This window comes from Serratia sp. S4 (assembly GCF_000347995.1).
Taxonomy (GTDB): domain Bacteria; phylum Pseudomonadota; class Gammaproteobacteria; order Enterobacterales; family Enterobacteriaceae; genus Serratia; species Serratia quinivorans.
In genome coordinates, this window is the sequence record NZ_KB661120.1 from 2,334,198 (window position 1) to 2,346,465 (window position 12,268).

The 12,268-nt window shown below is 53.3% G+C and carries 11 protein-coding genes; all 11 read left to right on the plus strand.

The window, feature by feature from the left end; all coding sequences use genetic code 11:
• Positions 1–160: 160 nt before the first annotated feature.
• The 11 genes from arnB to SERS4_RS0111810 all read left to right on the plus strand — a co-directional run bounded on the left by arnB (position 161) and on the right by SERS4_RS0111810 (position 12,260).
• The gene (gene arnB / locus SERS4_RS0111760) at positions 161–1,315 is read left to right on the plus strand and encodes a UDP-4-amino-4-deoxy-L-arabinose aminotransferase (protein ID WP_017892633.1); all 1,155 of its coding nucleotides are present in this window, start codon (positions 161–163) and stop codon (positions 1,313–1,315) included.
• A complete protein-coding gene (arnC, locus tag SERS4_RS0111765) occupies positions 1,302–2,282 on the plus strand; it encodes an undecaprenyl-phosphate 4-deoxy-4-formamido-L-arabinose transferase (RefSeq protein ID WP_012144887.1) in 981 nt (326 codons plus the stop codon). Before arnB ends, arnC begins: the two co-directional genes overlap by 14 nt.
• Entirely contained in the window at positions 2,282–4,264 is a 1,983-nt protein-coding gene (gene arnA, locus SERS4_RS0111770; protein ID WP_017892634.1) for a bifunctional UDP-4-amino-4-deoxy-L-arabinose formyltransferase/UDP-glucuronic acid oxidase ArnA, read from the plus strand. The genes arnC and arnA overlap by 1 nt, the downstream gene beginning before the upstream one ends.
• Positions 4,261–5,166, plus strand: coding sequence for a 4-deoxy-4-formamido-L-arabinose-phosphoundecaprenol deformylase (arnD, locus tag SERS4_RS0111775; RefSeq protein ID WP_017892635.1), 906 nt, complete (start codon positions 4,261–4,263; stop codon positions 5,164–5,166). The genes arnA and arnD overlap by 4 nt, the downstream gene beginning before the upstream one ends.
• Complete coding sequence (gene arnT / locus SERS4_RS0111780; protein ID WP_012144890.1) at positions 5,163–6,830, plus strand: lipid IV(A) 4-amino-4-deoxy-L-arabinosyltransferase; 1,668 nt, start codon at positions 5,163–5,165, stop codon at positions 6,828–6,830. Before arnD ends, arnT begins: the two co-directional genes overlap by 4 nt.
• Positions 6,827–7,174: a 4-amino-4-deoxy-L-arabinose-phosphoundecaprenol flippase subunit ArnE gene (gene arnE / locus SERS4_RS0111785; protein ID WP_012144891.1), complete on the plus strand. Its 348-nt coding sequence runs from the start codon at positions 6,827–6,829 to the stop codon at positions 7,172–7,174. The genes arnT and arnE overlap by 4 nt, the downstream gene beginning before the upstream one ends.
• Positions 7,171–7,563 carry a 4-amino-4-deoxy-L-arabinose-phosphoundecaprenol flippase subunit ArnF gene (gene arnF, locus SERS4_RS0111790; protein ID WP_017892636.1) on the plus strand — a complete coding sequence of 131 codons (393 nt, stop codon included), beginning with the start codon at positions 7,171–7,173 and terminating at the stop codon, positions 7,561–7,563. Before arnE ends, arnF begins: the two co-directional genes overlap by 4 nt.
• Before the next feature lie 173 nt (positions 7,564–7,736).
• Positions 7,737–8,201: an NlpC/P60 family protein gene (locus tag SERS4_RS0111795; protein ID WP_026142348.1), complete on the plus strand. Its 465-nt coding sequence runs from the start codon at positions 7,737–7,739 to the stop codon at positions 8,199–8,201.
• Positions 8,202–8,258: 57 nt separating this feature from the next.
• The gene (locus SERS4_RS0111800; RefSeq protein WP_026142349.1) at positions 8,259–9,272 is read left to right on the plus strand and encodes a lipoate--protein ligase A; all 1,014 of its coding nucleotides are present in this window, start codon (positions 8,259–8,261) and stop codon (positions 9,270–9,272) included.
• 553 nt (positions 9,273–9,825) lie between these two features.
• Positions 9,826–10,563: an EAL domain-containing protein gene (locus SERS4_RS0111805; protein WP_017892639.1), complete on the plus strand. Its 738-nt coding sequence runs from the start codon at positions 9,826–9,828 to the stop codon at positions 10,561–10,563.
• A gap of 254 nt (positions 10,564–10,817) precedes the next feature.
• Entirely contained in the window at positions 10,818–12,260 is a 1,443-nt protein-coding gene (locus SERS4_RS0111810; protein WP_017892640.1) for a protein adenylyltransferase SelO, read from the plus strand.
• The last annotated feature ends 8 nt before the right edge of the window (positions 12,261–12,268 follow it).

Here is a 12,268-nt window from a genome sequence, read left to right on the forward strand (position 1 = left end):
TAGTTAGCTGATAATAAATCGCATCTTAAGGTTTAGTTAAGCTTGTGGCCGTACATTGGCAGTTAATCCATCAGGAACGATTCTCTCTGGCGTTTAATATTCGTTAAATAAAAGAGATCTACAGTGTCATTAAAGCAATTTGATACGTTTGGGGTTAACTATGGATCAATTTTTACCTTTCTCACGCCCGGCGATTGGCGATGAAGAGATCGCGGCGGTAGAAAAGGTATTGCGCTCAGGCTGGATCACCACCGGGCCGCAAAATCAGCAGTTGGAAAGTGAGTTCTGTGCCACCTTCGGCTGTAAACACGCCATCGCCGTCTGTTCCGCTACTGCAGGTATGCATATCACTCTGATGGCGTTGAACATTGGCCCGGGTGACGAAGTTATCACCCCGTCCCAGACCTGGGTTTCTACCCTCAACATGATTGAATTGCTCGGTGCGACGCCGGTAATGATTGACGTTGACCGCGATACGCTGATGGTCAGCGCCAGTGATGTTGAAGCCGCCATTACGACGAAAACCAAAGCCATTGTCCCGGTGCACTACGCCGGCGCACCGTTGCAGATGGATGCACTGCGTGAGGTGGCTAAACGCCACAATCTCCCCCTGATTGAAGACGCCGCTCATGCGGTGGGCGCCCGTTACAACGGTGAGTGGGTGGGGGCTCGCGGCACGGCAATTTTCTCATTCCATGCGATTAAAAACCTGACCTGTGCCGAAGGCGGCCTGATCGCCACCGACGACGACCAACTGGCAGATCGCCTGCGCTGTCTGAAGTTCCACGGCCTGGCCGTTGATGCTTTTGATCGCCAGCAGTTGGGGCGCAAACCCCAGGCCGAAGTGGTCGAGCCTGGTTACAAATACAATCTTTCCGATATCCACGCGGCTATCGCCGTGGTGCAGTTGGCCCGTTTGCCGCAGCTTAATGCTCGCCGCAAGGCGCTGGCGCAACGTTACCTCACCGCTCTGGAAGGTTCGCCTTTCCTGCCGTTGGGATTACCTGATTATCCGCACGACCATGCCTGGCATCTGTTTATGGTGCGCGTTGACGCTGAACGCTGCGGTATCGATCGCGACCAGTTGATGGAACGCCTGAAAGAAATGGGTATCGGTACCGGCCTGCATTTCCGTGCCGCCCATACCCAGAAGTTTTATCGTGGTCGCTATCCGCAGCTTTCCTTGCCCAATACCGAATGGAACTCGGCACGTCTGTGCACCTTGCCGCTATTCCCTGATATGACCGACGCCGATGTTGATCGCGTGGTTAAAGCCTTGTCTTCTGTTGTGGAGTCGTTACGTGTCTCGCGTTGAACCGATAAAAAAAGTTTCGGTGGTGATCCCGGTCTATAACGAGCAGGAAAGTTTGCCTGCCTTGCTCGAACGTACCACCGCCGCCTGTAAACAACTGACCCAACCTTATGAAATTATCCTGGTCGATGACGGCAGCAGCGACAATTCTGCCGATATGCTGACCGCCGCGGCCGAACAGCCGGGCAGCTGCGTGATTGCCGTGTTGCTTAACCGTAACTATGGCCAGCATTCGGCGATCATGGCCGGTTTCAATCAGGTAAGTGGCGATCTGGTGATTACGCTGGATGCCGATTTGCAAAACCCGCCGGAAGAGATCCCGCGTCTGGTGAAAGTGGCGGAGGAAGGTTACGACGTGGTGGGAACCGTGCGTGCCAACCGTCAGGATTCCTGGTTCCGCAAAAGCGCTTCGCGCATCATCAATATGATGATCCAACGCGCCACTGGTAAATCGATGGGGGATTACGGCTGCATGCTGCGCGCCTATCGCCGCCATATTATCGAGGCGATGTTGAACTGCCACGAGCGCAGTACCTTTATCCCCATTCTGGCGAATACCTTTGCCCGCCGCACCACTGAAATTGAAGTGCTGCATGCGGAGCGCGAGTTTGGTGATTCCAAATACAGCCTGATGAAGCTGATTAACCTGATGTATGACCTGATCACCTGCCTGACCACGACGCCGCTGCGTTTGCTCAGCGTGGTGGGCAGTGTGGTGGCGCTGTCAGGTTTTTTGCTGGCGGTGCTGTTGATCGCCTTGCGTTTGATTATGGGACCTGAATGGTCGGGCGGCGGGGTGTTCACCCTGTTTGCCGTGCTGTTTACCTTTATCGGCGCCCAATTTGTCGGCATGGGCCTGTTGGGAGAGTACATCGGTCGCATCTATACCGATGTTCGTGCTCGCCCCCGTTATTTTGTTCAGAAAGTGGTCGGTGAACAGCCGAACCACAATACTCAGGAAGAAGAATAATGAAAGCTATCGTATTTGCTTACCATGATATTGGCTGCGCTGGTCTGAAAGCGCTGACTGACGCGGGCTATGATATTCAGGCGGTATTCACCCATACCGACGATCCTGGTGAGAACAACTTTTTCTCCTCCGTTGCCCGTGTGGGTGCCGAATTGGAGTTGCCGGTTTATGCTCCGGAAGACGTTAACCATCCACTGTGGATCGAACGTATCCGCGAGATGCAGCCTGACATTATTTTCTCATTCTATTACCGCAATATGCTGAGTGAAGAGTTGCTGTCACTGGCGCCAAAAGGCGGCTTCAATCTGCATGGCTCACTGCTGCCGCATTACCGTGGTCGCGCACCGGTAAACTGGGCGCTGATAAATGGTGAAACCGAAACCGGTGCCACGTTGCACAAAATGGTTAAGCGTGCGGATGCCGGTGATATTGTTGGCCAGCACAAAGTGGCGATTGCCGCTAACGATACCGCGCTGACCCTGCACAAAAAAGTGCTGGAAGCGGCACAGGCGCTGCTGAAAGAGCAACTGCCGAAGCTGAAAAACGGGACGGCCTCATTCACCAGGCAAAATGAAGCTGAAGCCAGCTATTTTGGTCGTCGCACCGCGGCAGATGGTGAAATTCTGTGGCATAAATCAGCGCAGGAAATTAACAACCTGGTCCGTGCCGTGACCGAACCTTACCCTGGTGCTTTCAGCTACCTTGGCCAGCGTAAACTGATTGTCTGGCGTGCCCGCGTGCTGGATACCCGGCATGACAAGCAACCGGGTACCGTGCTCAGTACCTCTCCGCTGATCATTGCCTGCGGTGAAGGTGCGCTGGAAATTGTGGCCGGCCAAAACGATGTCGGTTTGTACGTGCAAGGCAGCCGTCTGGCGCAGGAAATGGGGATCGTCACCGACGTGCGCCTGGCCGCCAAGCCAAACGCAGTGATGAAACGCAGAACCCGCGTGCTGATCCTCGGCGTTAACGGCTTTATCGGTAACCACCTGACCGAACGCCTGCTGCGTGATGACCGCTATGATATCTACGGTCTGGATATCGGTTCTGACGCCATCAGCCGTTTCCTGGGTAACCCGCGCTTCCACTTTGTGGAAGGGGATATCAGCATCCACTCCGAGTGGATCGAGTATCACATCAAGAAATGTGACGTGATCCTGCCGCTGGTGGCGATTGCCACACCGATTGAATACACCCGCAACCCACTGCGCGTATTCGAGCTGGATTTCGAAGAAAACCTGAAAATCGTCCGCGACTGCGTGAAATACAACAAGCGCATTATCTTCCCGTCCACCTCCGAGGTGTACGGCATGTGTGACGACAAGGAATTCGACGAAGACCACTCACGCCTGATTGTCGGCCCGATCAACAAACAGCGCTGGATTTACTCGGTATCCAAGCAGTTGCTGGATCGAGTGATCTGGGCTTACGGTGCCAAAGAAGGCTTGAAGTTCACGCTGTTCCGTCCGTTTAACTGGATGGGTCCACGTCTGGATAACCTGGATGCCGCACGTATCGGTTCTTCTCGCGCCATTACCCAGCTGATCCTCAACCTGGTGGAAGGCTCGCCAATTAAATTGATGGACGGCGGGGCGCAAAAACGTTGCTTCACCGACATCAATGACGGTATCGAAGCGCTGTTCCGCATTATCGAAAACCGTGATGGCCTGTGCGATGGCCAGATCGTCAACATCGGTAACCCGACCAACGAAGCCAGTATCCGCGAGTTGGCAGAAATGCTGCTCGAAAGCTTCAACAACCATCCGCTGCGTGACCGTTTCCCACCGTTTGCCGGCTTCAAGGACGTTGAAAGCAGCAGCTATTACGGTAAAGGCTATCAGGACGTTGAGCACCGCACGCCGAGCATCAAGAATGCCCGCCGCTTGCTGGATTGGCAGCCAACCATCGCCATGCAGCAAACCGTCGCTGATACGTTGGATTACTTCCTGCGTACGACCGTTCAGGAAGGTGACGGTGCATGAAGAAAGTCGGTCTGCGAGTTGACGTAGATACCTTCAGCGGCACCCGAGAGGGGGTGCCGCAGTTGCTGGAGCTGCTCGACAAGTACAATATTCAGGCCAGTTTCTTCTTCAGCGTTGGACCGGACAATATGGGGCGCCATTTGTGGCGCCTTTTGCGTCCGAAATTCCTGTGGAAAATGCTGCGCTCCAATGCCGCGTCACTGTACGGCTGGGATATTTTGCTGGCAGGCACGGCCTGGCCGGGGCGTAATATTGCCCGTGCCCTGGGGCCGTTGATGAAACTGACTGCCCAGGCTGGGCATGAAGTGGGGCTGCACGCCTGGGATCACCAGGGTTGGCAGGCCAAGGTTGGCCGTTGGTCAGAAGCGCAACTGATGCAGCAGGTTCAGCTCGGTGTGGATGCGCTGGCCAACAGTACCGGTCAGCCTGTCAAATGTTCGGCGGTTGCCGGTTGGCGTGCCGATACGCGGGTGCTGGAAGTGAAGCAGCGTTTTGGTTTTCACTACAACAGCGACTGTCGTGGCACCCATCCCTTCCGTCCGGTGTTAAGCGATGGTCGGTTGGGAACCGTACAAATCCCGGTCACGCTGCCTACCTTTGATGAGGTGATAGGTAGTGAAGTGAGTATGAATGATTTCAACGATTACATTCTGCGGGCGATTGAAAACGATCGTGGTGTGCCGGTGTATACCATTCATACCGAGGTGGAGGGCATGTCACAGGCCGCAATGTTCGAGCAGTTACTGCAGCGGGCGCAACGGCAGGGCATAGAATTCTGTCCGTTAAGCGCACTGTTGCCTCAAGATTTGGCGTCATTGCCATTGGGCCGCGTCGAGCGCGCTCCTTTCCCTGGCCGCGAAGGTTGGCTGGGTTGTCAAACCGATGTGAAGGACGATTCATGAAGGCGCTAAAAGGATCATGGGCCATTTTGTTGGCCATTTTTTTTGCTCTGGTTTACCTGATTCCGCTCAACGGTCGCCTGCTATGGCAACCGGATGAAACCCGCTACGCCGAGATTAGCCGCGAAATGCTGCAACGTGGCGACTGGGTAGTGCCACATTTGCTTGGCCTGCGTTATTTTGAAAAACCGGTGGCCGGCTACTGGTTCAATAACATCAGCCAATGGTTGTTTGGCGATACCAACTTTGCGGTGCGCTTCGGTTCGGTATTCAGTACCGGCATGACGGCGCTGCTGGTATTCGCACTGGCAATGCTGATGTGGCGCAATGCGCGCCGTGCCAGCCTGGCGACGTTGATTTTCCTGTCGATGGTTCTGGTATTCAGTATCGGTACCTACAGCGTGTTGGACCCGATGATCTCCTTGTGGCTGGCCGCCGCGATGGTCAGTTATTATCTGACGCTGAAAGCGACCACGGCCAAAGGCAAGCTGGGCGGCTACGTGCTGTTGGGGCTAGCCTGCGGCATGGGCTTTATGACCAAGGGTTTTCTGGCACTGGCGGTACCGGTGATCGCGGTGATCCCGATCGTCATTCAACAACGGCGAATTAAAGACCTGCTGATCTACGGCCCAGTGGCTATCGTGGTGGCTGTGCTGCTGAGCTTGCCTTGGGCGCTGGCCATCGCACAGCGTGAGCCGGATTTCTGGAACTACTTCTTCTGGGTGGAGCATATTCAACGTTTCGCCGAGGACAACGCGCAACATAAAGCCCCGTTCTGGTATTACGTCCCGGTTTTGATGGCGGCGGTGTTGCCCTGGTTGGCGCTACTGCCGGGATCCTTGCTCAAGGGCTGGCGGGAACGCGTTCAGCGTCCGGAACTGTTCTTCCTGCTTAGCTGGGTAATGATGCCGTTGATCTTCTTCAGCATCGCCAAGGGCAAGCTGCCGACCTATATTTTACCGTGCATGGCACCCCTGGCATTGCTGATGGCAGCCTATGCCGAAGATTGCGTGGCGGCATTGCGCAGCAAGGTATTCAAGGTTAACGCCGTATTAAACGGATTGTTTGGCTTAATCTGCATCCTGGCGCTGGTGGTTCTGGGCTCCGGACTGTTACCCAAAGTGCATTTGTTTACCGCGCAAGAGTGGCCGAAGATTGTTATCGGCATTATCGCCTTTGCCGGTTGGTTGTTGTTTGCCGTAGTGTCGGTGCGTAATAATGCGCAACGCTGGAGCTGGGCAGCGGCTTGCCCATTGTTGCTGTGTTTGTTGATTGGTTACGCCATTCCGCAGCAGGTGACCGACTCCAAGCTGCCGCAAAACTTTATCCGGGTGAATATGGCTGAATTAGGCCATAGCCGCTACGTGCTGACCGACAGCGTTGGCGTAGCGGCTGGGTTGGCCTGGGAGTTGAAGCGCAGCGACGTATTGATGTTTAACCAGAAGGGGGAGGTGTCCTACGGTTTGGAGTATCCGGATGCCCGCAGCCATCTCATCAGCGACAGCGATTTCCCGCAGTGGCTGGCACAGGCGCGTAAACAGGGCGATGTCTCACTGGTGTTGCAGTTGTCGCGTGGAGAAAGCATTGATCAGCAAAAGCTGCCGAAAGCAGATAAGGTTGAGGTGATGAATCGTCTGGCGTTGTTCTGGTACCAACAGCAGCCATGATAGTCGGCTATTTGTTGGTGGTACTGGTCAGTCTGCTCACCTGTGGTGGGCAGCTGTGCCAGAAACAGGCCGCTCTGAGCTGGCAGTTACCTCCCGAAGTCAGGCGGGGGGTAACGCTGCGCTGGTTGGCGCTGGCCGTTTTGCTGTTGGGACTGGGCATGGCGGTGTGGCTTAATGTGTTGCAACGTTTGCCGCTCAGCCTGGCATATCCGACGCTCAGCCTGAATTTTGTTCTGGTGACGCTGGCCGCCCGCTGGCTGTTTAATGAGCCGACTACCGCACGCCATTGGTACGGAGTGGCTTCAATCATGCTGGGGATCCTGCTGATGAGTATCAATCCATGAGAGGTTATGCCTGGGGCGCGGCCAGCGTGCTGTTAGTCACGCTGGCACAGTTGCTGATGAAGTGGGGTATGGCGCAGATCCCACTGATGTCATTTGCCGATGTCACCCTGAACCTGTTTATGCAGTATTGGTTGCCGTTAGTGGCGGTCAGCGGCGGTATTTTTGGCTATGCGCTGTCAATGCTGTGTTGGTTCTTCGCGCTGCACCATTTGCCACTCAATCGTGCTTACCCGCTGTTGAGTGTAAGTTATGCGCTGGTCTATCTGGCCGCGGTGATCCTGCCCTGGTTTAATGAATCCGCCACGCTGCTGAAAACCTTGGGCACGCTGTTTATCCTGTTTGGCGTGTGGCTGATTAACAGTCAGGCCAAGGTAAAAACGCCCCAATAGCGCGAAAAACGGCGTCAATTCGATTATCTCCTTCACCATGCTTGCCTTTTTCCCCTACAGGGGGATAAATTAGCCCAAAATAGCGCTTTCCTTAGCTGGTGTCGGCTTTGCCTCGCAGGCGGTATGCTTTAGCGGGAGGCATAAAGCGGCAATCTGTTCAATGAAGGGATATTATGCGGATGCGTATTTGGTTTTTATTAGCCAGTTTAATTCTTGCCGGTTGTAGCAGCCATGCGCCGCCACCTAGCGGCAGATTGGCCGATTCGATTGTGGTTGTCGCTCAGTTAAACGAACAGCTGCGTCAATGGTACGGTGCCCCTTATCGCTACGGCGGGTTAGACCGCGGTGGCGTCGACTGCTCCGGGTTTGTTTATCGCACCTTCAGCGATCGTTTCGATATGCAATTACCACGCTCTACTGAAGAGCAAACCTCGCTGGGAACCAAAGTCTCGCGCGATGAGCTGATGCCAGGCGATCTGGTGTTTTTCAAAACCGGTGGCGGCGAAAATGGTTTGCACGTTGGCATTTATGACACCAACGATCAGTTTATCCATGCCTCAACCAGCCGCGGCGTGATACGTTCCTCGCTGAACAACGTGTACTGGAAGAAGGTCTACTGGCAGGCGCGTCGCATTTAGCTCTAACCTCTTGATTTGGTGTATCATGGCGGTATCACATTGTTAACGGTGGCCGCCATGAGTAACTTACGCCTGTTGATTTCCGATTCCTACGATCCCTGGTTCAATCTGGCAGTGGAAGAGTGCATCTTCCGCGAAATGACCACGCAGAAAATTCTGTTCCTGTGGCGCAATGCCGAAACCGTGGTCATTGGTCAGTCACAAAACCCCTGGAAAGAGTGCAACACCCGCCGCATGGAGCAGGATGGTATTCGTCTGGCACGCCGCAGCAGCGGCGGTGGTGCGGTATTCCACGATTTGGGCAATAGCTGTTTTACCTTTATGGCAGGCAAACCCGGTTATGATAAAACCGTCTCAACCGGCATTATTCTGCAAGCTCTGGCTCAGTTGGGCATTGCGGCCACCGCATCGGGACGCAATGATCTGGTGATTGATACCGCAGAGGGCGTGCGTAAAATCTCCGGCTCGGCCTACCGGGAAACTCAGGATCGCGGGTTCCACCATGGCACCTTGTTGCTGAACGCGGATCTCAATCGCCTGGCCGACTACCTTAATCCGGACCCTAAAAAATTGCAGGCCAAGGGCATCACCTCGGTACGTTCTCGCGTTGCCAATCTGGCGGAATTTAAAGCCGATATCAGCCACCAGCAGGTGTGCGACGCAATAACTCAGGCGTTCTTTGACCATTATGGTGAGACTGCGAAAGCAGAAATCATTTCGCCTGACGTTTATCCCGATTTGCCGGATTTTGCCGCGCAGTTTGCCAAACAAAGCAGTTGGGAATGGAATTTCGGCAAGGCGCCGGCCTTCAGTCACCTGCTGAATGAACGGTTTGTCTGGGGTGGGGTAGATATCTTCTTTGACGTGGAAAAAGGCGCCATTTGCCGGGCGCAGATTTTTACCGACAGTCTCAGCCCGGCACCGTTTCAACGGCTGGCCGAGATGCTGGTGGGCTGCACCTATCGCAGCGAGGCGTTGGCTAATTGCTGCGATGCTTTGATTGTGCAGTACCCAGAGCAGGCCGCAGAATTAACCGAGCTGCGACAATGGTTGCTTGAAACGATCAAATAACGTTCGGATCCTGAATGCTCCGGGATGAGGCAACTCATCCCTTTTTTATGCCACGAGTTTCCCTCTCCTTCATGTCGTAATCCTTTCTTGCAAAAAAATGCAGTAAAAACACTCAGGTAGCATATTTTACCCGAAAATCAAGGTGGGCATTTTTTTGCCGATTCAATGCAAGGAATAACGCCAGGAATTGATGCGTTATTAAATTTAATCAGTTAAGCTCACTGCGTTGTACATAGGCCAGAGATACGGATTTGATATTTAACGCGGAATAGGAATTTCTTTAATTAAAACAATGTCGATAAGTCAAATTTTCAGAATTATCTTATCACATAAGCCAAATACTTCTCAAATTCATGCCGTGGGTCACGGTTGGTGCCTTAAGCCAAATTGTTTTCATATCCGCGTTATGTCCGTCTAATATAGCTTTAATCTATCAATTAAATGATAAGTTATGACTGGCTGTATTGATATTTCCGATTAATCTCACAGGGATTGATCGATAAAATATATTGATATACGATGAGATGTTCGCCATTCAGCCTATGGCATTGAAATGAAAATCCAACTCGAAGCTGACTTTATTAGTAGCTATGTTTTTCAACCTGTTTACTCAATGGAGGGCAGGCTGTTGGCGGTGGAAATCTTGAACCGTTTTAATAGCCTGGACGGTGATTTGGCGATGCCGGCTGACATTGGGATTAATTTATTGTCCACCGAGCAAAGGATTGAGTTATTTAATGAACAATTGAGTTTGGCGGAGCAGAATGCCGCCTGGTTTGTCGAAAACGATGTAATGTTGACGCTTGATGTCGAAGAAATCCTGGTCGATTTGATTCTTGCTGACGATCAATTGTGCGAACGGATCAAACAATGGTCATTTATCGCCTTTGAAATCAGCGAGGGTTTTCCGAATCTTTCGGCGGGGAAAAACAATGAAAAAATTCGTCTGCTTAGTGAGAAATTCTCACTGTGGTTGGACGACTTTGGTTCTGGTCAGGCAACTCTGACCGCATTGTATGATGGTCTATTCGACTACGTGAAAATCGATAAGCGATTTTACTGGCAGCTGTTTACCCACCAGGGTTATGACGTGGTCATTGACTCGCTATTAAAGAATATCAATCTGCTGTGCAAGGGAGTCATCGTCGAAGGAATAGAGAGGGAGGAATATTTTAATAAGCTCAGACACGCCGGTGTTTTTGGCCTGCAAGGTTTTTTATGGCCCAGCGTTGGTGTGGATAATTTGGCAGCGTTACGGGTAACGCCCGATGAGTTCAAAAACAATAATTGAGAGTACTGCACACACAATGGTTCCAATAATGGTCGGGATGAGGTTGGCTGCTATCCCGGTACTGTTATTCATTATCATTCTCTCGCTGATAAAGTATTTTATACATCAGCGCAAAAAGGCTTTTAAGCCATATCGGTATACATAAAAGCCAATCCCCTCGCATCTGTCCTGGTATCAGGCAGATGCGTTCTCCCTGCATTTCTTCCGTGTTAATCCCCGCGCCCAGGCTCTACACTAGGTGGAACGGAGGGCCTATGCCGCAGTTTGAAAATGCTTACCAACAACAATTAGCCGGTTTTTATACCGAATTGACCCCCACGCCGTTGAAGGGGACTCGCCTGCTGTATCACAGCGAGCCACTGGCGCGTGAGCTGGGGCTGGACGAAAGCTGGTTTACTCAGGATAAAACCCCTATTTGGGCGGGGGAAACGCTGCTGCCGGGTATGCGGCCGCTGGCACAGGTGTACAGCGGTCATCAGTTCGGCGTCTGGGCCGGGCAATTGGGTGATGGTCGCGGCATTTTGCTGGGTGAACAGCGGCTGGCGGATGGTCGCAGCATGGACTGGCATCTGAAAGGGGCCGGACTGACGCCGTATTCACGTATGGGCGACGGCCGTGCGGTGCTGCGCTCGGTGATCCGTGAGTTCCTGGCTTCCGAGGCGTTGCATCATCTGGGCATTCCAACCACGCGTGCGTTGACCATTGTGACCAGCGATCAGCCCGTCTATCGCGAACAGGCTGAACGTGGGGCGATGCTGCTACGCGTAGCGGAAAGCCACGTGCGTTTCGGCCATTTCGAACATTTTTATTACCGTAAGCAGCCGGAGCAGGTGCAGCAGTTGGCTGATTTTGTGATTGCCCGCCACTGGCCGCAGTTTAAAGATCAGAGCGATGGCTATCTGCTGTGGTTTACCGATGTGGTCGAACGCACCGCCCGGCTCATCGCCCATTGGCAGACCGTCGGTTTTGCTCACGGCGTGATGAACACCGATAACATGTCGATTTTGGGTATCACTATCGACTATGGTCCCTACGGCTTCCTTGACGATTATAAGCCCGACTATATCTGTAACCATTCCGATCATCAGGGGCGTTATGCCTATGATAACCAGCCGGCGGTGGCGCTGTGGAATCTTCACCGCCTGGCGCAAACCCTTTCCGGGCTGATGAGCACCGAGCAGTTGCAAAATGCGCTGGCGGCCTATGAACCGGCCCTGATGCGTGCCTATGGGGAACAGATGAGAGCCAAGCTCGGCTTTTTCACCCAGTCGCAGCAGGATAATGATTTGCTGACCGGATTGCTAAGTCTGATGGCGCAAGAGGGCCGGGACTATAGCCGGACATTCCGCCTGCTAAGCCAGACGGAGCAGCAGCAGGCGCAGTCGCCACTGCGAGATGAATTTATCGATCGCGCCGCATTCGATGGCTGGTATCAGCAGTATCGCCAGCGCCTGCAGCAAGAACAGGTGAGTGACGCGCAGCGCCAGCAGGCGATGAAGGCAGTGAATCCGAAGCTAATCCTGCGCAACTATCTGGCGCAACAGGCGATAGAAAGCGCCGAACAAGATGATGTCACTAAGCTGGCGCGTTTGCATCAGGCGTTACTGGCGCCGTTTGCGGATAACCCAGAGTATGACGATCTCGCCGCGTTGCCGCCGGACTGGGGAAAACATCTGGAAATCTCTTGCTCTAGCTGATTGACGAA